22 protein-coding genes, 1 tRNA gene and 1 other RNA gene are annotated in these 22,637 nt (G+C 70.5%); 16 read left to right on the plus strand and 8 right to left on the minus strand.

Features of this window, described 5'->3' with window-relative positions:
* The first annotated feature begins 206 nt into the window (after positions 1-206).
* Positions 207-851, plus strand: coding sequence for a ribosome hibernation-promoting factor, HPF/YfiA family (gene hpf, locus CLT68_RS11425; RefSeq protein ID WP_099850716.1), 645 nt, complete (start codon positions 207-209; stop codon positions 849-851).
* Positions 852-910: 59 nt separating this feature from the next.
* On the opposite strand, the gene CLT68_RS11430 is transcribed toward hpf, so the two are convergent.
* Positions 911-2,023: a GNAT family N-acetyltransferase gene (locus tag CLT68_RS11430; RefSeq protein ID WP_099850718.1), complete on the minus strand. Its 1,113-nt coding sequence runs from the start codon at positions 2,021-2,023 to the stop codon at positions 911-913.
* Positions 2,020-3,171: a GNAT family N-acetyltransferase gene (locus CLT68_RS11435; RefSeq protein ID WP_099850721.1), complete on the minus strand. Its 1,152-nt coding sequence runs from the start codon at positions 3,169-3,171 to the stop codon at positions 2,020-2,022. The genes CLT68_RS11430 and CLT68_RS11435 overlap by 4 nt, the downstream gene beginning before the upstream one ends.
* A gap of 168 nt (positions 3,172-3,339) precedes the next feature.
* Between CLT68_RS11435 and secA the strand changes: the two genes are divergently transcribed.
* The gene (gene secA, locus CLT68_RS11440) at positions 3,340-6,267 is read left to right on the plus strand and encodes a preprotein translocase subunit SecA (protein WP_099850722.1); all 2,928 of its coding nucleotides are present in this window, start codon (positions 3,340-3,342) and stop codon (positions 6,265-6,267) included.
* A gap of 379 nt (positions 6,268-6,646) precedes the next feature.
* Here secA and CLT68_RS33755 read toward each other — a convergent pair whose 3' ends face one another.
* Entirely contained in the window at positions 6,647-7,240 is a 594-nt protein-coding gene (locus CLT68_RS33755; RefSeq protein WP_099850725.1) for an Rv3235 family protein, read from the minus strand.
* 233 nt (positions 7,241-7,473) lie between these two features.
* The gene (locus tag CLT68_RS11450) at positions 7,474-7,701 is read right to left on the minus strand and encodes a helix-turn-helix domain-containing protein (RefSeq protein WP_099850727.1); all 228 of its coding nucleotides are present in this window, start codon (positions 7,699-7,701) and stop codon (positions 7,474-7,476) included.
* A gap of 206 nt (positions 7,702-7,907) precedes the next feature.
* Between CLT68_RS11450 and CLT68_RS11455 the strand changes: the two genes are divergently transcribed.
* Complete coding sequence (locus CLT68_RS11455; protein ID WP_088946327.1) at positions 7,908-8,417, plus strand: DUF6912 family protein; 510 nt, start codon at positions 7,908-7,910, stop codon at positions 8,415-8,417.
* 32 nt (positions 8,418-8,449) lie between these two features.
* Here CLT68_RS11455 and CLT68_RS11460 read toward each other — a convergent pair whose 3' ends face one another.
* Positions 8,450-9,541 carry a hypothetical protein gene (locus tag CLT68_RS11460; protein WP_486482138.1) on the minus strand — a complete coding sequence of 364 codons (1,092 nt, stop codon included), beginning with the start codon at positions 9,539-9,541 and terminating at the stop codon, positions 8,450-8,452.
* Between the two features lie 384 nt (positions 9,542-9,925).
* Here CLT68_RS11460 and pruA point away from each other — a divergent pair, with 384 nt between their 5' ends.
* From pruA to CLT68_RS11510, 10 genes are all read left to right on the plus strand, one after another.
* Positions 9,926-11,554, plus strand: a complete 1,629-nt coding sequence (gene pruA, locus CLT68_RS11465) for an L-glutamate gamma-semialdehyde dehydrogenase (protein WP_099850729.1) — start codon at positions 9,926-9,928, stop codon at positions 11,552-11,554.
* Positions 11,555-11,731: 177 nt separating this feature from the next.
* The gene (locus CLT68_RS11470; RefSeq protein WP_099850731.1) at positions 11,732-12,247 is read left to right on the plus strand and encodes a PadR family transcriptional regulator; all 516 of its coding nucleotides are present in this window, start codon (positions 11,732-11,734) and stop codon (positions 12,245-12,247) included.
* Between the two features lie 121 nt (positions 12,248-12,368).
* Entirely contained in the window at positions 12,369-13,490 is a 1,122-nt protein-coding gene (gene prfB / locus CLT68_RS11475; protein ID WP_099850733.1) for a peptide chain release factor 2, read from the plus strand.
* Positions 13,491-13,608: 118 nt separating this feature from the next.
* On the plus strand, positions 13,609-14,289 hold the full coding sequence (gene ftsE, locus CLT68_RS11480; protein ID WP_030331491.1) for a cell division ATP-binding protein FtsE: 681 nt from the start codon (positions 13,609-13,611) through the stop codon (positions 14,287-14,289).
* 67 nt (positions 14,290-14,356) lie between these two features.
* Positions 14,357-15,232 (plus strand): permease-like cell division protein FtsX, encoded by an 876-nt coding sequence (gene ftsX, locus CLT68_RS11485; protein WP_099850736.1) that lies wholly within the window; start codon positions 14,357-14,359, stop codon positions 15,230-15,232.
* Positions 15,233-15,452: 220 nt separating this feature from the next.
* Positions 15,453-15,932 (plus strand): SsrA-binding protein SmpB, encoded by a 480-nt coding sequence (gene smpB / locus CLT68_RS11490; protein WP_007455863.1) that lies wholly within the window; start codon positions 15,453-15,455, stop codon positions 15,930-15,932.
* 105 nt (positions 15,933-16,037) lie between these two features.
* Positions 16,038-16,413, plus strand: a transfer-messenger RNA (tmRNA) gene (ssrA, locus tag CLT68_RS11495).
* A gap of 73 nt (positions 16,414-16,486) precedes the next feature.
* Positions 16,487-17,164 (plus strand): hypothetical protein, encoded by a 678-nt coding sequence (locus CLT68_RS11500; protein WP_099850738.1) that lies wholly within the window; start codon positions 16,487-16,489, stop codon positions 17,162-17,164.
* A gap of 172 nt (positions 17,165-17,336) precedes the next feature.
* Entirely contained in the window at positions 17,337-17,882 is a 546-nt protein-coding gene (locus CLT68_RS11505; protein ID WP_486482139.1) for a hypothetical protein, read from the plus strand.
* 39 nt (positions 17,883-17,921) lie between these two features.
* Positions 17,922-18,878 (plus strand): hypothetical protein, encoded by a 957-nt coding sequence (locus CLT68_RS11510; RefSeq protein WP_099850740.1) that lies wholly within the window; start codon positions 17,922-17,924, stop codon positions 18,876-18,878.
* Positions 18,879-18,887: 9 nt separating this feature from the next.
* On the opposite strand, the gene mdlC is transcribed toward CLT68_RS11510, so the two are convergent.
* A complete protein-coding gene (mdlC, locus tag CLT68_RS11515; protein ID WP_099850742.1) occupies positions 18,888-20,483 on the minus strand; it encodes a benzoylformate decarboxylase in 1,596 nt (531 codons plus the stop codon).
* 321 nt (positions 20,484-20,804) lie between these two features.
* Here mdlC and CLT68_RS11520 point away from each other — a divergent pair, with 321 nt between their 5' ends.
* Together CLT68_RS11520 and CLT68_RS11525 are read left to right on the plus strand one after the other, a co-directional pair.
* On the plus strand, positions 20,805-21,395 hold the full coding sequence (locus tag CLT68_RS11520; RefSeq protein WP_088946335.1) for a YqgE/AlgH family protein: 591 nt from the start codon (positions 20,805-20,807) through the stop codon (positions 21,393-21,395).
* Between the two features lie 88 nt (positions 21,396-21,483).
* Positions 21,484-21,556: transfer RNA gene (locus tag CLT68_RS11525), tRNA-Ala, on the plus strand.
* Positions 21,557-21,628: 72 nt separating this feature from the next.
* On the opposite strand, the gene CLT68_RS11530 is transcribed toward CLT68_RS11525, so the two are convergent.
* The gene (locus CLT68_RS11530) at positions 21,629-21,889 is read right to left on the minus strand and encodes a YciI family protein (protein ID WP_199177025.1); all 261 of its coding nucleotides are present in this window, start codon (positions 21,887-21,889) and stop codon (positions 21,629-21,631) included.
* Between the two features lie 99 nt (positions 21,890-21,988).
* Here CLT68_RS11530 and CLT68_RS11535 point away from each other — a divergent pair, with 99 nt between their 5' ends.
* Positions 21,989-22,330, plus strand: coding sequence for a VOC family protein (locus tag CLT68_RS11535; RefSeq protein WP_099850747.1), 342 nt, complete (start codon positions 21,989-21,991; stop codon positions 22,328-22,330).
* 76 nt (positions 22,331-22,406) lie between these two features.
* Here the strand turns inward: CLT68_RS11535 and CLT68_RS11540 are convergent, their stop codons facing one another.
* Complete coding sequence (locus CLT68_RS11540; RefSeq protein ID WP_030490864.1) at positions 22,407-22,529, minus strand: 50S ribosomal protein L36; 123 nt, start codon at positions 22,527-22,529, stop codon at positions 22,407-22,409.
* Between the last annotated feature and the right edge of the window lie 108 nt (positions 22,530-22,637).

Raw genomic sequence — 22,637 nt, forward strand, 5'->3', positions numbered from 1 at the left:
AAAAATCCTGGGCCGTCTCGGCAACATGGGGTGACTGTCGCGCGAACAGGAGTTAGCGTTTCGCTGTCGGGGGTAGGAGGTTCGTTCCACCCCGCCCCCGGCGGTGAGAGGAGGCGTAGCCGTACCAACCGGTCGACGCCAGCGGGTCTCCCCACGGCGCGCGACCGGGTAACCGGATCGAAGACCGTCCGAACAAGGGAGGTCACGTGGACATCGTGGTCAAGGGCCGAAACGTCGAAGTGCCGGACCATTACCGGGTGCACGTAGCCGAGAAACTCGCAAAGATCGAACGCTACGACCACAAACTAATTCGTGTCGATGTCGAGCTTTTTCACGAGCGCAATCCGCGCCAAGCCGACCACTGCCAGCGGGTGGAGATCACCTGCATTTCCCGGGGCCCCGTCATGCGGGCCGAGGCGTGCACCAACGACTTCTACAGCGCGCTCGACGCGGCCATCGCGAAGCTCGACACCCGGCTGCGCCGCGCGGCCGACCGTCGCCGCGTACACCGGGGTCGGCAGACGCCGATCTCCGTCGCCGAGGCCACCGCGGGCCTGCCGGTCGCGGACCTGGTGGCTCCCGCCCTGAGCGCGCCGGCTGACGGCGCCCGCGCCGGCACCGCCGTCGCGGAGCGGGTCGAGGAGGAGTACGACGACCAGCAGCCGTGGCACATCGCCCGGGAGAAGGTGCACCCGGCGGAGCCGATGACGATCGACGACGCGCTGTTCGAGATGGAACTGGTCGGGCACGACTTCTACCTGTTCCAGGACAAGGAGTCCGGCCGCCCGAGCGTCGTCTACCGGCGCCACGCGTACGACTACGGCATCATCTCCCTCGCCACCGACCGGTAACGAGACGCGTTGATCAGGGAGTTGTGGTGGGGAAGCCCCCGCCACAACTCCCTGATCCGTCAACGGAGGTCGGTGGGCAGCAGCGCGAAGGTCAGGTCGTCCAGGCGGGTGCCGGCCAGCCCGGGCAGACGGCCCCGTTGCAGGGCCTCGCGCTCGAACCCGACCCGCTCCAGCACGCGGTGCGACGCGGTGTTGTCCGGCACCGTGCCGGCGGTCAGCCGCGCCATCCCGGCCGGGCCGAACGCCCAGCCGGCGAGCAGTCGGATCGCCCGCGTCGCGTACCCCCGGCCGCGCCAGTCCGGCAGCAGCGCATAGCCGACCGACGCCTCGCCACTGGCCACGTCGGTGTACGACAGCCCGCAACTGCCCGCCGGCTCCCCGCTGGCCACGTCCGTGATCAGCAGTCTGGCGATGTCGCCGGTCAGCCATCCGCTCTCCGCGAGACGGCAGCGTCGTTCGATCGCCTCCCGCGTCGGCGGTACGGGCGGCGCCTGGTTCGCCACCACCTCGGGTCGGCTGTGCAGCCGGTACATCAGCTCCGCATCGCCGGGCGCGAGCCGGCGCAGCGCCACCACCTGATCGGTGAGCACACCGTCGGGCAGATCGGGCAGCAGCCGGGCGGTCGGGCCGGGCGGATCCCCGGCGAGGCGTACCCAGGCCAGCAGATCGTGCCGCCCCGTGTCCCGGTTGCAACCAGCCGACCGCCGCGAACCCTCGTAGCGGAAGCCGGCGGCCAGCGCGACCCGCTGGCTCGGCCCGTTCTCCGCGTCGGTGAGCAGTTCCAGTCGGGCCGTCCCGGCGGCGAACGCGTGCTCGCTCAGCGCGCGGGTCGCCGCCGCGGCCACCCCGCGCCCGCGCGCCTCCGCCCGCACCCAGTAGCCGATCTCGGCCTGGCCCCGGGTGGGCACCGGATTGCTCAGCCCCACCGTGCCGAGCAGCCGGTCGGTGGTCGGGTCCGCGATGGCGTACGCGGCGCCGCCGCCGGCCCAGGCCGCGGGGGCGCCGGCGTCGATCCACCAGCGGGCGTCGGTCTCGGTGTACGGCGACGGCAGCCCCGAGATGAACCGCTGGGTCAGCGGATCCGCGCAGCCGTCGACCACGTCGGCGATGTCCTCGGCGCGGAATGGCCGCAGTCGCACCCCGTGCGCCTCGACGACCTGCTCAAGGCTCATGTCAGGTCCTTGCTGAGCAACGAGGCCACCCAGACGTCGACCCGCTCGCCGCGGTGCTGCACCCCGCCCCGGGCCGTTCCCTCGAACGTGAAGCCCGCCTTCTCGGCCACCCGGCGGGAGGCGGTGTTGCCCACGTTCGCCTTCCACTCGATCCGGGCCAGGCCCACCGTCGTGAAACCCCAGGCGCTGAGCGCGACCAGCGCGGCCGGCATGTACCCGCGGCCACGGGCCGCCGGGGCGGTCATGAAGCCCACGTCGGCCACCAGCGCGTCGGCGGGGGAGAGCCGCAGGTCGAGCGAGCCCGCGAACCGGTCGTCCGCGTCGGCGATCACGAAGTGGGCGGCGTCCCCCCGGGCCCAGGCGTCCTGGCCGTGGATCCGGTAACCCTGCGCGTCGGCGCGGTCGTACGGGTCCGGCACCGTCGTCCAGCGGACGGTCTCCGGGTCCTGACAGGTCTGCACCACGGCGTCCAGGTCCTGCTCCTCCATGGGGCGCAGGCGTATCTCGCCGGCGCCGGCCGTGGCGAACAGGACGGGCTGCGGGCGGCCGAAGACGGCGGCCCGCCGGGCGGCGAGGGTGCCCGGGCCGGCCGGCCCGGTCGACCCGGGTGCAGGCACCTCGCCGGGCAGCAGCGACCCGATCCAGGTGTCCGCGCCACGGTGCGGCGTCGGGTGGGCCATCCGCAGCCGGCCGTCGACCCGGAAGCCGGCGCGTAGTGCGACCAGCCGGGAGGCGTGGTTGCCCACCTCGGCGTGCCAGATCAGCCGGCGTAGCCCGAGGCTGTCGAAGGACCAGCGGGCCAGCGCCCGGGTGGCCCGGACCATCACTCCCCGACCGCGCGCCCACGGGGCGGTCCAGTAGCCCACCTCACCGGTGCCGGCCTGGTCGATCGAGATCAACCCGCACGAGCCGAGCAGGTCACCGGTGGCCGGGTCGCAGACCGCGAAGGGAGCTCCGGTGCCTTGCGCCCAGGCCTGTCCGCTCACCTCGGTGACGAAACCGTGAGCGTGTTCCGGGCGATATGGGCGGGGTACGGTTGTCCAGCGCTGAATGTCCCGGTCCTGACAGGCTCGGTGCACGGCCTCGGCGTCCGCCTCCCGCCAGGGCCGCAGCAGCACGCCGTCCTCGATGATCTCCACGGGCTCCACTCGTGCATCCTGCCGTAGCGTTCGCCGACGGCGTAACCGGATAACGTTTGGAGCGTGCGCCGGACGCGAGTTATGTCGGGTTCGGCGGGGTCGAGCACCGCCACCAGTGACCATCGGGCCGATGGAGCGCCTACGATGGTTCGAGACTGTCTAGGGGAGCGTTGATCCGTGTCGATTCTGGAAAAGGTCCTTAACGCGGGCGAGGGCCGCATGGTGCGGCGGCTCAAGGCCATCGCCAATGCCGTCAGCTCGATCGAGGACGACTACGTCAACCTCACCGACGAGGAACTGGCCGGCATGACCGAACAGTTCCGGGAGCGGCTCGACGAGGGGGAGACCCTCGACGACCTGCTGCCGGAGGCGTTCGCGGTGGCCCGTGAGGCGGCCGCCCGGGTGCTCGGCCAGCGCCCGTACGACGTCCAGGTGATGGGCGGCGCGGCTCTGCACTTCGGCAACATCGCCGAGATGAAGACCGGTGAGGGCAAGACGCTGACCTCGGTCATGGCCGTCTACCTCAACGCGCTGTCCGGCAAGGGCGTCCACGTCATCACGGTCAACGACTACCTCGCCCAGCGCGACGCGGCGTGGATGGGCCGGGTGCACGAGTTCCTCGGGCTGACCGTCGGCGTGGTGCTGCCCAACCGGCCGGCCACCGAGCACAAGGCCGCCTACGAGTGCGACATCACCTACGGCACCAACAACGAGTTCGGCTTCGACTACCTGCGCGACAACATGGCCTGGTCGAAGGAAGAGCTGGTCCAGCGCGGCCACAACTTCGCAGTGGTCGACGAGGTCGACTCCATCCTGATCGACGAGGCACGCACCCCGCTGATCATCTCCGGCCCGGCCGAGCACTCGGCCCGCTGGTACGGCGAGTTCGCCGGCGTGGTGGCCCGGCTCCAGCCCGGCACCGACGGTGAGGGCGACTACGAGGTCGACCACTCCAAGCGCACCATCGCCGTGACCGAGCGGGGTGTCGCCAAGGTCGAGGACCGGCTGGGCATCGACAACCTGTACGAGTCGGTCAACACCCCGCTGGTCGGCTACCTCAACAACGCCATCAAGGCCAAGGAGCTCTACAAGCGCGACAAGGACTACATCGTCAGCGACGGTGAGGTCCTGATCGTCGACGAGTTCACCGGTCGCATCCTGCACGGCCGTCGCTACAACGAGGGCATGCACCAGGCGATCGAGGCCAAGGAGGGGGTGGAGATCAAGCAGGAGAACCAGACCCTGGCCACGATCACCCTCCAGAACTACTTCCGCCTCTACGAGAAGCTGTCCGGGATGACCGGTACGGCGCAGACCGAGGCGAGCGAGTTCAACAAGGTCTACAAGGTCGGCGTCGTGACGATCCCGACCCACCGCCCGATGGTTCGCGAAGACCGGCCGGACGTCATCTACAAGACGGAAAAGGCCAAGTTCAACGCGGTCATCGAGGACATTGCCGAGCGGCACCAGATGGGCCAGCCGGTGCTGGTCGGCACCGTCTCGGTGGAAAACTCCGAAATCCTCTCCCAGCTCCTGCGCCGACGCGGCATCCCGCACAACGTGCTGAACGCCAAGTTCCACGCCCGGGAAGCCGAGATCGTCGCCCAGGCCGGGCGTAAGGGCGCGGTCACCGTGGCCACCAACATGGCCGGCCGCGGCACCGACATCCTCCTCGGCGGCAACCCCGAGTTCCTCGCCGCGAACGAGCTGCGCCAGCGCGGCCTCGACCCGCTGGAAAACGAGGAAGAGTACGCCAAGGCGATGGAGGAGGTCCTTCCCACGTGGAAGCAGGCCTGCGACGCCGAGGCCGACGAGGTCTCCGCCGCCGGTGGCCTCTACGTGCTGGGCACCGAGCGGCACGAGTCCCGGCGGATCGACAACCAGCTGCGTGGTCGCGCCGGCCGGCAGGGTGACCCGGGCGAGTCCCGGTTCTATCTGTCCCTCCAGGACGAGCTGATGCGGCGCTTCCGGGCCGGAGCGGTCGAGGCCGTGATGGAGCGCTTCAACATTCCGGAAGACGTGCCCATCGAGTCGAAGATGGTCACCCGGCAGATCAAGAGCGCCCAGGCCCAGATCGAGGGCCAGAACGCCGAGATCCGCAAGAACGTGCTCAAGTACGACGAGGTGCTCAACAAGCAGCGCCAGGTCGTCTACGCCGAGCGGCTCCGGGTGCTCAACGGTGAAGACCTCTCCGACCAGGTCCGCAACATGATCGACGACACCGTCGAGGCGTACGTGCGTGGCGCCACCTCCGAGGGCTACGGCGAGGACTGGGACCTTGAGCAGCTCTGGTCCAGCCTGAAGCAGCTCTACCCGGTCGGCGTGACGATCGAGGAGCTGGAGGAGGAGGCCGGCGGCTCGCGCGCCGGCATGGACGCCGACTTCCTGGTCTCCCGCCTCAAGGACGACGCGAACGCCGCGTACGACCGGCGCGAGGAGCAGGTCGGCACCGAGGGGGTGCGCCAGCTCGAGCGGATGGTGCTGCTCCAGGTCATCGACCGCAAGTGGCGCGAGCACCTCTACGAGATGGACTACCTCCAGGAGGGCATCAACCTCCGGGCGTACGCCCAGCGCGACCCGGTGGTGGAATACCAGCGCGAGGGCTTCGACATGTTCGCCACCATGATGGAAGGCATCAAGGAGGAGACGGTCGGCTTCCTCTACAACGTCGACGTCCAGGTGACCGAACCGGAGCCTGAGGAGGGTTCCGAAGAGGTCGCGCTGCTCGACAAGCCGGTGGAGATCCGGGCCAAGGGCCTCAACCGCGCTCCGCAGCGGCAGGGCCTGCAATACTCGGCTCCCACCATCGACGGTGAGGCCAGCCCCGGCGCGGTCGCTGTCGAACAGGCCGAGCAGCAGGCTCCGGCGCTCGGCGTGGGTCGACCGGCCCCGGGTGCTCCGGCGGCACCGGGGCAGACCGCGCCGTCCGCCCCGCAGCGGCCCGCCTCCGGGCTTCGCGGCCCGGCGGTTCCGTCCGCCGCTTCCCGCCGGCCGGCAGCGAACCAGGCCGAGGCGAGCAACGGTCCGTCCCGCAACGCGCCGTGCCCGTGTGGCTCGGGCCGCAAGTACAAGCGCTGCCACGGCGCCCCCAACGGCGGCAACTGACCGACAGAGCACCTGACGAACGGGTATCGGCCATCAGGCCGGGACCCGTTCGTCGTCTCCCGGCGTCACGCCCCCGGTCCGCGTGGCGATGATCATCTCGGTCTTCAGGAAGTCGGGGTGTCAGCGTCAGGTTGATGGCCCGATTTCCTGAAACCCGAGTCGATCAAGCCAAGCCGGCCCGGTTTTGGCAGGCTTAGCCTGGTTTGGCTTGGCCGGGTGCGGTCCGGCGCGGTCCGGCGCGGTCCGACGTGGCCCGTCTGGCTCGGCCTGTCTGGCTCGGCCTGTCTGGCTCGGCCTGTCTGGCTCGGCCTGTCTGGCTCGGCCTGTCTGGCTCGGCTGGCGCGGTCCGATCCGGCTCAGCGCGATCCTGCTGATGCGGTCAGAGGACGTGCAGGGCGGTGCAGAGCCACCGGCCCCGACGATGCTCCAGGCGGAGCGCCATTGCCCAGCTTCGGCCGCCCGCACCGGTGAGGACGGCAGCCGCCTCCACTGCGGCCTCGCTGGGTTCGCAGACGCGTAGGCGCAGCAGCCGGACGACTGGTCGGTTGGCGCGACGGCGAGGTGCGCCGGTCCGCCCGGACGCGCGGGCCAACTCGGTCAGCAGGTCACTAGCTCGGGGCGGGTCGAGCAGTGCCCGCGCCTGCGCCGGGGACCGGTAGCCGTTGATCACCTCCAGGCAGGTGCCGACGAAGCGATGCGCGGCTCGGGTGGCTTCCGGGGCGGTCGCCGGTGGCAGCGGCGTTACCGGGTGGGTGGTGGACCGGCTCGGCACCGGGCGGAGTGCGCCCCGGCGCTCGGGTGGTCGGACCGGGTCTGGCCGGGTCGAGGCGAACAGGTCAAGGGCGAGTTGGCCGTGCACGGGTGCCGGCCAGTACGACCCGTCGGCCTCGTCGGCGTACGGCGGGTCGATGGGTGGGACTGGGCGCAGCCGTACGGGTGGTCGGTGAGGGCCGGGTTGCGCCTGGCTCATCATGGCCCCTTTGATCTTGCGTTTACGTTCGTTTGCCTCCGACAAGGGCAATTCTCAGGGATAAAGAGGCCTCGGTCAATGGTTGGCGAGGACCCTGCCGAGCGCACAGCACGATCCACTCGGGTTTGCGGAAGTCGCGGTATCCGCACGGCCTGGACACCGCGCCTTCCTTGAAACGGAGTGGATCAAGCGCCAACGGGTGAGTGGGGGCGCCAAGACCGGGACACCAGCCGCTGCTACTCCGGGTCGCGATCGATCAGCGGGTTGCTCTGGACCCACTCCGCAGTCTCGTCGTACTTGCGCGCTATGTACTCCTCCAGGCGCGCGCGCTCGACGCGCCACTGGCCGCGTCCACCGATCTTGATCGCGGGCAGTTCACCGCTGCGCACCATGTGGTAGACCTGCGAGTCCGACACGTTCAGCTCGGTGGCTACGTCGGAGAGCAGCAGGAACCTCGGCTCCACAGGAACTCCCGGGGTTGATGTCGTTTGGCTCAGTTTGCCACCGACAGCCCGTGCCGCCCAACGCCGGGCCGTCAGAGTGGCCAGCCGGACACACCGGCCGGGAACTTCCACCGACCGGAGGCGGGGTGTATGACGGTCACAGCGTGCGGCATGATCTGCGCCCGTGCCGGCGGCCGCCGGTGGTGGACGAAGCGGGGAGACGACCGGTGACCGAGGAGCTTGTCCGGGTGTACGTGCCGGCGACCGTACCGATGCTGACCCGGCTGCGTGAGGAGGGGCTGGCTGCCGACGATGCGCATGCCGTGACCCCGGCGCTGCGTGAGTGGTACGCCGAGGGCGACGAGGAGGAGTTGGAGTACGTCGCGTTCACGCGGGCCGCCCAGGACGCGCTGCACCTGCTCCGGGAGGACCCGACGGCGCCCCGCCGCCGCGTCGTCGTCTCGGTCGACCTGCCGGCCGGCGCGGTCGGGCGGGGCGACGGTGAGCTGGGTTCCAGCATGGTGGCGCTGGCCGACGCCGTGCCGGTTGGTGCCATCGCGGCCATCCACGTGGATGGAGCGGACGCGGTCGAGGACGTCACGGCGGCGGCCGACGTGGTGACCGAGGCCGCCGCTGGCGACCCCGATGCCCAGTTCGCCGTCGACGGCGCTGAGGACCACGAGCTGGAGTGGTACGACGTGACGGAGCTGGACCTGCTGCTGCGCGCAGTCAGCTGAGCCGGACGCCGGACGCCGGACTCCGGCCGACGTCAGCGGGACGGGTCGGCCTTGGCCGGGTCCGCGTCGAACGTGCCGAACGTCTCGGCCGGGCTGGCCTCGTCGTCCTCGGGGTCGACCCGGGCCGCGACGGGCTCGGGGCTGTCGTCGGGTTCGTCGTCGGTGTGGGCCGGGCCGAGGGTGCGGCCGAACGCGATGAGCGCGGTCAGCGCCCCCACGAACAGCACCCAGATGCCGTTGTCCACCCGCGACGTGCCCAGTGAGGTCTGCGCCACCGCGTCGGCTTCGCTGAGCGCACTGGCCAGGTCGAGCAGCGACCGGCCACCGACCCGGATGATCATCTCGGCGAGCAGCAGGAGCAGGCCGGGGCCGGCGCCGGCGAGCAGGTACGCCGGCCAGCGCAGCGCCGGGGCCGCGGGATCGTGGCGGAGGGCCCGACGCCGCGCCCAGGTCAGGTAGCCGAAGGCGAGGAGCCCGGCGAGGAGCCCGGCGACGAGTGACTCGGTGCGGGACACCCACTTGGCCGCGTTGACCACCGACTCCTGGCTGTCGCCGGCCCCGAAGAGGTCGAACAGCGGGTCCCGGGCGCGGCTGAACGCGACCACGAAGATCAGGGTGCCCAGCGCGGCGGTCACCACAGCGCCGACCGCCGGGGCGGACCGTGCGGCGGCCACCGCGCCACCGATGATCGCCGCCGCCGCCGTGGTGCCGGCGATCACGTTGGTGGTCGCGGTGTCGAAGTAGGTGAGGTTAATGGCCAGCGCGGCAGCCAGGCCGACGAGCATCCCGCCACCGATCGCCCCGGCGAAGCGCAGGGTGGCCCAGTCGCCGTACCGGCGGGACAGCAGGTTGCCCGCGGCCAGCGCGACGGCCGCGCCGGCCACCAGCGCGGCCGAGATCACGCCGGGCAGGGCGAACGCGGAGAGGCTGATCGCGGTGACCCCGGCGGCCGCCGAGGTGGTGGCCTCCCGGGTGGACCAGAGCATGGCGGTCAGCCACCCGAGCGCCAGCAGCGCGAGGATCGCCGCGCCGGGGGCGGGCAGCGGCCGGCTGCTGGGGCTGGCCGCGTCGGCCGACGGGTCGTCCGACTCCGCGGCCGGGACGCGGCCGGGCTGCTTGGTCATCGTCTCCCCTTCGAGGCGGCAGGTCACCGACCATTCAGGGTACGCGGGCCCGCCGGGTCACCCGCCGCCCCGGGACGACCGCGAGGGGGTACGCCGGGGCGGGGCTCCCCGGGCGTGCAGGCGACGCGGTCACTCGGCGGGTGGGTGAAGGGCTGCCCGGCGTACGGGCGGGTCGTCGGATCGAGCTCGATCGGTAAGGGGAGGAGGGGCGGGTCGGTCCTTGGCGAGGGCGGTGGCGGAAGTGGGGCGTGCAGCCCTTCGTGGGAGAATCACCGGAGGTCCCGCCGCTGCTCGGCCCTCCCGGGTAGCGTCCGGTGTCCGGCCGTCCGGTCGGTGCCTGCGGGTCCGGTTTCGCCACTGCTGTCGAGATCGCCAGGAGCCTTGATGGATGCCGTGTTCTCCGTTCCCGAGCCGCGCAACGAGCCGGTTCGCAACTACGAGCCGGGCAGCCCCGACCGGGACCGGCTCCAGCGGCGGCTGACCGAGCTCGCCGCCGAGCGCATCGACCTGCCGATGACCATTGCTGGCGAGCAGCGGATGGCTGCCGGTGACTCGATCGACGTGGTGCAGCCGCACCGGCACGCGCACGTGCTGGGCGTGACCGGGCACGCCACCCACGACGACGCCCACGCCGCGATCAAGGCGGCCAAGGACGCCGCCCCGATGTGGCGGGCGCTGCCGTTCGAGGAGCGCGCCGCGATCTTCCTGCGCGCCGCCGAGCTGCTCGCCGGGCCGTGGCGCGACACGCTCAACGCCGCCACCATGCTGGGTCAGTCGAAGACCGCGATCCAGGCGGAGATCGACGCCGCCTGCGAGTTCATCGACTTCCTCCGGTTCAACGTGCACTTCGCCCGCCGCCTGCTGGAAGAGCAGCCCGCGTCCTCGCCGGGGGTCTGGAACCGGTTCGACCACCGCCCGCTCGAGGGCTTCGTCTACGCGGTCACTCCGTTCAACTTCACCGCCATCGCGGGCAACCTGCCGTCGGCGCCGGCCCTGCTGGGCAACACGGTGATCTGGAAGCCGGGCCCGACCCAGCAGTTCGCCGCGCACTTCACCATGCGGCTGTTCGAGGCCGCCGGCCTGCCGCCCGGCGTGATCAACATGGTCACCGGCCGGGGCGAGGAGGTGTCCGACGTCGTGCTCGCCGACCCGGACCTGGCCGGCATCCACTTCACCGGCTCGACCAAGGTCTTCCAGCAGTTGTGGCGGACCGTCGGCGACAACATCGCCCGTTACCGGGGCTACCCGCGCCTCGTCGGCGAGACCGGCGGCAAGGACTTCGTGGTCGCGCACACCAGTGCCGACGTGGACGCCCTGCACACCGCGCTGATCCGCGGCGCCTACGAATACCAGGGTCAGAAGTGCTCGGCGGCCTCGCGGGCATACGTGCCGCGTTCGATCTGGGAGGGTGGCCTGCGCGACCGGCTGGCCGCCACCACCGACTCGCTGACCTACGGCGACGTGGCCGACTTCAGCAACTTCGGCGGCGCGGTGATCGACGACAAGGCCTTCGCCCGGCACACCGCGGCGCTGGAGCTGATCGCCGGTGACGACTCCTGCCGGGTGCTGGCCGGTGGCACCGCCGACGACTCGGTCGGCTACTTCGTCCGGCCGACGCTCTTCGAGTGCGGCGACGCCGCCCACGAGACCTTCACCACCGAATACTTTGGGCCGATCCTGGGCGTGCACGTGTTCGACGACGCCCGCTTCGACGACGTGGTGGCGCAGGCCGAGTCGATCGCCCCGTACGCGCTGACCGGCTCGGTGTTCGCCACCGACCGCCGGGTGGTCGACGCGGTCGCCGAGCGCATGCGGTACGCGGCCGGCAACTTCTACATCAACGACAAGCCGACCGGCGCGGTGGTCGGCCAGCAGCCCTTCGGCGGCGCCCGGGCCAGCGGCACCAACGACAAGGCGGGCTCCTGGCTCAACCTGGTCCGCTGGGTGTCGCCGCGGACGATCAAGGAGACCTTCGTGCCGCCGACCGACCACACGTACCCCCACATGGGCTGACCTGCGGCGACGACCCACCGGCGGTGCGCGGAGCGGCCGGTGGGTCGGCCGAGGGTCCTGATCCATCGAAAGTCCTCAACGGACAGTCTGTCGCCGACAGTGCACTTAGGAAGTCCTGTTGGGTGGCAAACTGGCAAATCCTGGACGCCGGGTGCGCAAAGTGGCAGCGTAGTGGGCATGGCGGATTCCGGAGTCAACCCTACGGCGGCGGCCCTGCTCGGGCTCCTCCACGAGGGCCCGATGACAGGCGGTCAGTTGATGGCCGCCGCTGAGCGCCGTCTGGCGCCGTACTGGTCGATGACCCGCAGCCAGGTCTACCGCGAGTTGCCGGTGCTGGCCGAGCGGGGTTTCGTGCGTCTCGGTAAGCCGGGGCCGCGGATGAGCCAGCCGTACGCACTCACCGCCAGTGGGAAACGGACGTTTTCCCGCTGGCTTGCGGAGAACCCGGGGCGGGACACCATCCGCAACCCGATCGCGCTGCGGATGGCGTTCGGCAACCTGCACTCGGCCAGCCAGCTGAAGGGCCTGTACGCCTCGGCCAACGAATACCACACCGAGGCCCTCGCCCAGGTCCGGGAACAGGTCAAGAACGCCAAACGGGACGGCGAGACGTACGACGCCAGCGCGCTGGAGTTCGCCGTCGCCTACCACCGGGCCGCCCTGTCGTGGTTGAAGACCGCCCCCGTCGGGTGACCTCGGGCCAGTTCGCGCATCCAGAACGAGCTGGGCGGCCTGCAATGGCGCAGCGTCAATTTGGCGTCGGCCTGCGGGGCTCGCAAGCTCACTCCTCGCCCGCGCAGTACGCTTATCTGTCGTGACCGCTGCCGATTACGCCGAACAGCTCAAGGAACTCGACGCGACCCTGCGAAACATCGAGGCCGTCCTCAACCTCGACCGCCTCCACGAGGACAAGGCCCGCCTTGAGCAGGAGGCGTCCGCCCCCGACCTCTGGGACGACCAGGCCAAGGCTCAGCAGGTGACCTCACAGCTGTCGTACGTCAACGGCGAGATCAGCAAGCTGGGCAGTCTGCGTTCCCAGCTCGACGACGCCCGGGTGCTGCTGGAGCTGGCCGAGGCCGAATCCGACCCGGGTGTGCTCACCGAGGTCGAGGGTGAGATCACCGGGCTGACCAAGGCCATCCAGGAGATGGAGGTCCGCACCCTGCTCTCCGGCGAGTACGACTCCCGGGAGGCGCTGGTCGCCATCCGGGCCGGCGCCGGTGGCGTGGACGCGGCGGACTTCGCCGAGATGCTGCTGCGGATGTACCTGCGCTGGGCGGAGCGGCACGGCTACCCGACGGAGGTCTACGAGACCTCGTACGCCGAGGAGGCGGGCCTGAAGTCGGCCACCTTCGCGGTGAAGGTGCCGTACGCCTACGGCACGCTCAGCGTCGAGTCGGGCACCCACCGGCTGGTCCGGATCAGCCCGTTCGACAACCAGGGCCGTCGGCAGACCAGCTTCGCGGGCGTCGAGGTCCTGCCGGTCACCGAGCAGACCGACCACATCGACATCCCGGAGAACGAGGTACGCGTCGACGTCTACCGCTCCTCCGGCCCCGGTGGGCAGAGCGTCAACACCACCGACTCGGCGGTCCGGCTGACCCACATCCCGACCGGCATCGTGGTGACCTGCCAGAACGAGAAGTCCCAGTTGCAGAACAAGGCCTCCGCGCTGCGGGTTCTCCAGGCCCGGCTCCTGGAGCGCAAGCGCCAGGAGGAGGAAGAGAAGATGGCCGGCCTCAAGAGCGGCGGCACGAGTTCGTGGGGCGACCAGATGCGCTCCTACGTCCTGCACCCGTATCAGATGGTGAAGGATCTCCGAACTGAGCAGGAGACCGGCAATCCGAGCGGGGTCTTCGACGGCGACCTCGACGATTTCATCGAGGCCGGCATCCGTTGGCGCAAGCAGCGTCAACTCGCCAACGACGGTGCGTGACGGCTCGCGGGCGGAGCGCGTCATCGATCTCCAGGTAGAGGCCTGATTCGACGACTCGTGGCGGTTCGGCGGGGCGTGGGGCTTGGCTCAGTTGTTACACCGCGTAGACTCACCACCCGTGATTCAGCTTGAGCAAGTGACGAAGACGTACCCGAAGGCGTCCCGGCCTTCGCTCGACAACGTGTCCGTCTCGATCGAGAAGGGCGAGTTCGTCTTCTTCATCGGTCCATCCGGCTCCGGCAAGTCCACAATCATCAAGATGCTGCTGCACGAGGTGGCCCCCAACAAGGGCCGCGTCGTGGTCAACGGCAAGGACGTCACGTCGATGCGTTCCTGGAAGCGACCCCACTTCCGACGCTCGATCGGCTGTGTCTTCCAGGACTTCCGGCTGCTGCCGAACCGCACCGCGTACGAGAACGTGGCGTTCGCCCTCGAGGTGATCGGCAAGACGAAGGCGGTTGCCCGCCGGGTCGTGCCGGAGGTGCTGGAGCTGGTCGGGCTCGGTGGCAAGGAGCACCGCTACCCGCACGAGCTCTCCGGTGGTGAGCAGCAGCGGGTCGCCGTCGCCCGGGCGTTCGTGAACCGTCCGCTGATCCTGCTGGCGGACGAGCCCACCGGAAACCTGGATCCGGACACCTCGATCGAGATCATGCGTCTGCTGGACCGGATCAACCGCACCGGCACGACCGTCGTGATGGTCACCCACGACTCCAACATCGTGAATCAGATGCGCCGCCGCGTCGTCGAGATCGAGAGCGGTCGCATCGTCCGTGACCAGGCCCGCGGCGTTTACGGGTGAGCCGGCGCTCCACCCCTGCGCAGCCTGACGACGAACACCTCATGCCGGAGACCCGGAGGAACCCCCGATGCGCGTGAAATACGTCCTGTCCGAGGTATTGGTCGGACTGTGGCGCAACGTGACCATGTCCATCGCGATGATCATCACGATGGCGGTCTCGCTGACCATGCTCGGCGCCAGCGGTCTGATGTACCGCCAGGTCGACGACATGAAGGACCTCTACTTCAAGAACATCCAGGTCGCGATCTTCCTCAACCAAGAGGTGAGCGAGCCGCAGCGCACCGAGCTGAAGGGCAAGTTGGAGGGTGACCCCCTGGTCAAGGAGGTCATCTACGTCGACAAGGCCCAGGCGTACGAGCGCTTCAAGACGATGTACCAGGACGCGCCGGACCTGGTGAACGCGGTCAAGCCGGACCAGCTGCCCGAGTCTTTCCGGATCACGCTGAACAACCCGGAGCAGTACCGCGACATCTACGACCAGTACAAGGAGACCGACGGCGTCGACGAGATCGTCGACCAGAGCAAACTCCTCGACAAGATCTTCAACATCCTCACGTCGATCCAGAACATCGCGCTGGCCGCCGCCATCGTGATGGCGATCGCCGCCCTGCTGCTGGTCGCGAACACCATTCAGGTGGCGGCTTACAGCAAGCGACGTGAGGTCGCGGTCATGAAGCTTGTCGGTGCGTCCAACTGGTTCATCCAGGCGCCGTTCGTGCTGGAGGCGGTGGTGGCCGGCCTGATCGGCTCGCTGCTCGGTCTGGTCGCCCTGGTCGCGGCGAAGTATCTGCTCTTCGACGGGTCGTTGAGCGCGTTGCAGGGTCTGCTCTCCCCGATCAGCTGGGGCGACATCCTGTTCATCTTCCCGCTGATGGCCGGCGTCGGTGGTCTGGTCAGCGCGGGCACCGCCTGGATCACCCTGCGCTTCTACCTGCGGGTCTAGGCACCGGACGGGTCGTCCCGTCCTCTCCCGAGGACCCTCCCGCAGCCGGAAACAAACGGCGCGGGAGGGTCCTTGTGATTGAGGCTTATTCGGGCGGTCCTCGCGATGGCACGACCTGCCCGACGGCCAGAGCCCGAATAAGCCTCATTCGGGTAGCATGATCGGTTGTCCGGCCGGGGTGAGCCCGGCCACGGGCGACGGAGGAGAGGGGGTGGCACCGATGCCACGGGAAAAGGGGCGCAAGGTGGTCGCCTCCAACAAGAAGGCGCGCCACGACTACGCGATCCTCGACACGTACGAGGCGGGAATGGCGCTGACCGGCACCGAGGTCAAGTCGCTGCGGGCCGGGCGCGCGTCGCTGGTCGACGCGTTCGCACAGGAGCGCGACAACGAGTTGTTCCTGCACTCCATGCACATCCCGGAATACACCCAGGGCACGTGGACCAACCACGAGCCCCGGCGTACGCGCAAGCTGCTGCTCAACCGGGGCGAGCTCGACAAGCTTCTCGGCAAGACCCGCGAGGGCGGTCTGACGATCGTTCCGTTGCAGGTCTACTTCTCCGACGGCTGGGCCAAGGTCGAGATTGCGCTGGCCAAGGGCAAGAAGTCGTACGACAAGCGTCAGGACCTCGCCAAGCGGGACGCGGACCGGGAGATCGCCCGGGTGTCCGGTCGGCGGGGTAAGGGGATGGACGACTGATTCATCCCCGTTTGTCCTGGCTGGCGCGCCGGCCCGGGCCTCGGGATGAAAGCGGTTGCGGCAGGCGTTAGTCTTGTCAGTGCCGCCACATCGGTGGCCTGTCGAGGGGGTGACTGGTTTCGACTTCGTACGCAGCGACAGGGGAAGCGAGCCGAGGAAGCCGACGTCGTCTCGAGAATCGGTCGTCGGAAACTTATAAGCGCCAAGCAAAATCGCGCTGACTTCGCTCTCGCCGCCTGAGGCGAGTAGCTAAGTCTGTCGGCCTGGGAACGCCTTCGTCCCAGTAGCCGGCATCAGCTAGGAGGCTGGCCAATCGGACCCGGTCGCGGGGTCCGTGCGGCGAGATTAATCAGCGACTGGGCCCGTCACACCAACTTGCTCGCGTGAGCGGTGGGGCCGAGTAGAGGCACAGCGAGCTGCGCTCGGAGAAGCCCTGACAAACCGGCGAAGGACCCGGGTTCGATTCCCGGCACCTCCACCACCTCGAAGCGAAGCGCCCCGGCCCACCAGCCGGGGCGCTTCGTTGTGTCCAGGGGCGTTCTACGCTGCCTCCTGTGACCAACCAGGAGCTGCGCCTGTCGGTCGGCGCGTCACCCGGTCAGCGCACCGTGGCGGTGCTGTCCGGCGTCTTCGTCGCGACCATCGGTGCCGCGTTCGTGGCGCTGCCCCTGATCGCGGGCGGGCTGCTCCGTCGGCTGACCGGCCCGGGGGACGCGTTCGCCTCCTACGAGGAGGCCCGCGATCTTCCGCCGGGAATGCTGCCGCCCGCGCTGCGGGACCCTGGTGCCGGCGCGGAGTCCAACTCCGTACCGGTCGTCGGGCTGTGCGGCCTGCCGTTCCTGCTGCTCGGCGTCTACCTCGTGCTGCGGGTGCTCCGCACGGCCGCCTGGTTGGAGGGCAGCCGGGCCCGGGCGCGGGGGGCGTTCACCACCCGCACCGTTGACCTCGCCACCGCACGGATCGACACCGCGAAGCTGTTGTATCGCGCGGCCGGGGACGACGACGCCCCGATGATCGGACAACGGCTGCGGGCCATCGTCGCCACCGACCGGGCGAGCAACCGGCGGGTCACCATCCCGCTGCGCGGCATGGGCCTGGGCAGCCTGCCCCCGCCCGAGTTGCGGGCGCTGGCGGACGCGATCACGACGGGCCGTCCGGTCGACGGGCGCGACGACGCGCACACCGTCGCCGACCAACTGCGCCGTCTCGCCGCGCATCCGCTGGCTGAGTAGCTGGCCTGTCCCCTCCCAGGGACGCCTGTGGAGCCTCGGAGCCCCACCAGTGGTGCCGGTGAGGCCGATGGGGTGAATGGGGAAGATGAGCCGTTCTGCGGCCCTGGACACGGTGGGCCGGGCAGGCTCACCATCGCGGTATGGGATAGCAGCGCGCCGCGCGGGAGGTGCCATGGTCACCGGTCCGGTCCAGCAGCCGTCACTCGTCGTCCGGCCGCGCGCCGGTCACCCCGCCGAGCCAGATCCCGCCGGTCATCCCGTCGAGCCACCCACCGTCGGGCTGCCGGGTGAGCCACCTTCTGTCGGGCTGCCCGGTGAGCCACGCCCAGCCGGGCTCGCCGGAGACGTGCACGCGCTGGGTCGGGCCGTCGCCGCCACCGGTCCCTGCTGGCGCGACGAGGTCCTGCTGCGCCTGCGTCCGGTGGGGCAGGGCTTCGCCGAGCACGTCCGGATCACCGAAGGCCCCGCCGGGCTCTACCGGGAGTTGCTCACCCAGTCGCCGCGGCTTTACCACGGGGTGCGGCTGCTCACCCGGGAACACACGGCGATCGTCGCTGCGATCCTGGCGGTCCAGCGGAGCGCCGAGCAGCCCGAGACGCACCCGGACGAGCTGCGGCACTGGGCCGGGCACCTGCTGCGGAGGTTGGCCCGGCATCGGCGTCGCGGCGCCAATCTGCTCTGGGAGGCGTACCAGACGGATCTGGGTGGCGAGACCTGAGCCGGGAACCGCAGAGTCGACGGGCGCGTCGAACCGGGCATGCGTCGACCGACAGTGCTGCTCGTACTCCCGTTGTTGCTCGTGGCGGGCTGCGCCCAGACCGGCGCCGGCCCGGCCGATGGGCCCAGCGACCCGACGCCCCACCGTGCCGAAGCCTTCGACCAGCGGGCCGCCCGGGTCGCCGAGGCGTGGCAGCCCGGCCCCGACTGGCGCACGGGGTACGTCCCCCTGGAGGGGCCGACAGTGCTCACTGGTGACCCGCGCTTCACACCGGACACCGAGGCGGCCTTCCGAGCCGGGTGGTACCGCGCGCAGGTCCCGATTCCGCCGACCCGGGTCGACGGTGAGATCCGGTTCCCGGACGGCCGGCTGACGTTGCCGTTGGTCAGCGCCGCCGAGGCGTACCGGGAGCTTGACCAGGGTGACCCGCTGCCCTGCCCGGGTCGACCGAAGCGGCCAGGCCTGCCCACCCCCGGCGGGCCAACCGTCGAACCGGGGCCGGATGGCTGGGCCACCAGCACGGTGCAGACCGCCTGCCTCCCGCTCACCGTCACCGGGGTCACCCTGGGCACCGTGCCGGTCCGTACGAGCCGGGGTGAGGCGCAGGTCCCGGCCTGGCTGTTCACCGTCGAGGAGCTGGCCACGCCGGTGGCCCGGCTCGCCGTCGCGCCCACGGCGGTCAAGCGGGTGCCCGAGCCCACCGCGCCCTCCGGGCCGTTGCCGGACGGGCTGGTGTCCGCTCAGGACCTCGCGGCGGTCGACGGTGCCCGGTTGACCGTGCGGCTCGGCGTCGGTGCCTGTGACACCGCGATCACACCGCTGGTGTGGGAAGGGCCGGACGTCGTGGTGGTGGGTGGCGGTGTCACCCGGAGCACCGGCGAGTGCATCGCCATCCTCAAGATGGAACCGGTCACCGTCACCCTCGCGGCGCCGCTGGGCGCCCGGCCGGTGCTGGACGTGTCCACCGGCGCCGCGCTGTCGATCGCCTCGCGCTGACCGGCCGGCTCAGAGGATGCTGGGCACGTCGGTGCTGATCGGCACGGCCAGCACGGTGGGTCGGTCCGCGCGCAGCCCGGCGGCGAGTGCCGTGCCGAGACGGTCGGGGGTCTCCACCACCTCGGTGGCGCAGCCGTAGCCGGCCGCGATCGCGATGATGTCCAACCCGGGCAGGTCCAGGCCGGGCACCCCGGGAGTGTCCTTCAGCTCGGCGAACGCCTTGAGGATCGCGTACTGCTGGTTGACCGGGACGACCACCACCACCGGCAGGGCGAGGCGCGCGGCCGTCCACAGAGCCTGCACCGAGTAGTGGAACGAGCCGTCGCCGATCACCGCCACCACGGGTCGCCCGCGCCCGGTGTCCCGCTGGGCGAGTGCCACCCCGATCGCGGCGGGCAGGCCGTAACCGAGGCCCCCGCTGGCCATCGTGAAGTACGACGCCGGGCGTCTGATCTTGAGCTGACGGCGCAGCGCGGACAGATTGGATGGTGACTCCTGGACCAGCACGCCGTCCGCCGGCCAGTGCGCGGCCAGCGCCGCGAACAGGGCGTCGGCGCTCAGGGGAGCGGTGACCTCGGGCGGTGCCGGCGCGTCCCGCCGTGCTGGCGGCTGCCGGTCGGCCGTCGGCACCCGTTCGACCAGCGCGGCCAGGGTCAGCCCCGGATCGCCGAGCAGGCTGTCCCCGACCGGGGCACGGGCGGCCTCGTCGGGGTCGTCGGTGACGTGCAGCAGCCGGGCGCCCTCGGGCAGGTGCCCGCCCGGCACGTACGGGTAGTAGCGAAACACCGGAGCACCGACGACCAGCACCGTGTCGTGCCCGCGCAGTGCCTCGGCCAGCGGACCGATCGCGTACGGAAGCACCCCGCGAAAGTGGGGGTGGTCCTCGGGGAACACGGCCCGCTCGGTGGCCGGGGCCGACCAGACCGGTGCGGCCAGCCGCTCGGCCAGCGCGACCGCCGTCGACCAACTTCCAGAGCGGTCCACCCCCGGCCCGTACACGAGCACCGGATTGTGGCTGCCGGCGAGGAGCCGGGCGAACTCGTCCAACCGCTCTGGGTCCGGCGCGAACCGGGTGGCCACCGAGCGCGGGGCGGGCGGCGGGTCGGCGGTCTGGGCCCAGTCGTCCATCGGCAGCGAGAGGAAGACCGGCCCGGCGGGTGGCTGCACCGCCGTCGCGTACGCCCGCAGCACCGCCGCGGGGATGTCCTGCGCCCTGGCGGGCTCGTAGGCCCACTTGACGTACGGCTGGGGAAGCTCGGTGGGTCGACGGTTGGCCAGCCGGGGTTCGAGCAGCAGCATTTCCCGGGTCTGCTGGCCGGCGCTGACGATCAGCGGCGTCTTGTTGTGCCAGGCGGTGACCAGGTTGCCCATGCCGTTGCCGGTGCCCGGTGCGGTGTGCAGGTTGACGTGGGCGGGTTGCCCGGTCGCCTGGGCGTACCCGTCGGCCATCGCCACCGCTGTCGCCTCGTGCAGCGCGTGGACGTAGTGGAAGTCGGCGGGGAAGTCCCGCAGGAAGGGCTCCTCGGTGGAGCCGGGGTTGCCGAAGACCGTGGTCATGCCGAGGGTGCGGAGCACGTCGTACGTCGCGTCCCGGACCGTTGCCATCGCCACCCGCCTCCGTGTCGCGGGCAGGGACGATCGCGGTCGCCCTCCCGATCAGCCGAATCTATCGGGATGTGACGGACCTTTCGGGCGTTTCCCCGCCGTGGGTGGTCCGGATCCTTGGATCACCAGGAGGTTCACCGTCGGGTCATCGACACTCCGTCTCAACTGTCCGATCACCCGCCGTTCAGACCTTAGCCAGCACCCGGGACGCAGGCTATGGTGCCAGGCATGGCGTTGACAGCGCGGCTGATCCCGGCGCACCGGGCGGATCCGGCAGATGACCGATCCCCGGCGCGGGCTCACGGTTGACGGGTGTGTGGGATGCAGGGAGAGGGCCAGGCGATCGGCGGACGAGCCATGGAGTCGATGACCGGGCGGCTGCTGGTCGCGACTCCGGCGCTCAAGGACCCGAACTTCGACCGTACGGTGGTGCTGCTGGTCGCCCATGAGCCGGGCGGTGCTCTCGGCGTGGTGTTGAACCGTGCCACCGAGGTGCCGGTGGCCGAGGTGCTCGGCGACTGGAGTGACCTGGCCCGGCACCCGGCGGTGCTCTTCGAGGGCGGCCCGGTGCAGCCCGACTCGGCCATCTGTCTGGCTCGCATGCGGCACCCGATGCGCCGGCTGAAGGGCTTCCACCAGGTCTCCGGGGCGGTCGGCACGATCGACCTCTCGGTCGACCCGGAGCGGCTGCGGGAGAGCATCGGCGGCATCCGCGTCTTCGCCGGCTATTCCGGCTGGGGCAGCGGCCAGCTGGAGCAGGAGATCGCTGACGGCTCGTGGTTTCTGCTGGACGCGTTGCCCGGTGACGCCTTCGTCGACCGGCCCGACGACCTGTGGCCGATGGTGCTGCGCCGGCAGGGCGGGATGATGGCCGCGGTCGCGCACTTCCCGCCGGACGTGGCGCTCAACTGACCCGGCTCGGCGGGGGACCCCGCGAGATGACCATGCGGGCCGGTCTGTGTATAGTTTCCCAGTGCCCGGGCGACCGGGACAACAGCAAGGGGCCGTGGCGCAGCTGGTAGCGCACCACACTGGCAGTGTGGGGGTCAGGGGTTCGAGTCCCCTCGGCTCCACCCTTGTGAAACGCCCTGACCGGGGACCAACCGGTCAGGGCGTTTTCCGTTGCGGCTGGTCTGGGTGGGTGCCTAGCGCACGATCGGTGACCACTCGCGCTGGCTGACGATCGTCACACCGGGCGTGCGGTAATAAGCGTCCTCGGCGAGGGTCGCGGCGAGCGCCTCGGCGTCCGGGACGTCGAAGATGAGGACCGCGCCGGAGTCGTCGGGGAACGGCCCGGCCATGACCAACCGGCCCTCCTGGCGCAGAGCCTGGAGACGCTCCCGGTGCGCCGGCCGGGCCGCGAGCCGGTCGGCTTCCTCGCCGAAGGACAGCTCCACGATGAACACGGTTCCTCCTCCTGGGGCCGATCTTTCGGAAAGCACCCTAGTCGATGCGGCGCACCGACGGTGGTCGCCCACAGGCCGGCGTACCCCTAGCATGGCCTCGTGGCCATCGATCTCTTCGCGGGTGTCCCCGTCAGCGACTACGGCGCGGCGGCGGCCTGGTACGAACAGCTCCTCGGCACCCCGCCGGCGTTCCTGCCGAACGACGTCGAGGCGGTGTGGGATCTCGCCGAGAACCGGTACATCTTCATCGAGGTGCGGCCCGAGCACGCCGGACACGCGATGCACACCGTCTTCGTCGACGATTTCGACGCGCGACTCGCCCAGATCGCCGAGCGTGGTCTGCGGCCGGCCGAGCGCGAGACCTACGACAACGGCGTCCGCAAGGCGATCTTCCGCGACCCGGACGGCAACGAGATCGGCATTGGCGGCGCGCCGGTCTGACCACCGCACGCGAAACGCCCTGACCGGATGACCCGGTCAGGGCGTTTGTCGACTGTATGTCCGGTGCGGGCATGGATCAGCCCTGGCGGCTCTTCCACTGCGGGTTGGCGCGGTTCACCACGACCACCCGGCCGCGACGGCGGACCACCACCGAACCCGGCTTCTGCTTCAGTGCACGCAACGAGCTACGTACCTTCATGTCTGCCTCCTCGGTGCAAGCGGTTCCGAGTATCGAAACGCCACACCTACCCGCCGGATTCCCGCCGGCCAGCCGTCGAACCTTTGCCGCCCGCTGGCCGTACCAGTG

It is taken from the genome of Micromonospora sp. CNZ299 (assembly GCF_002754415.1).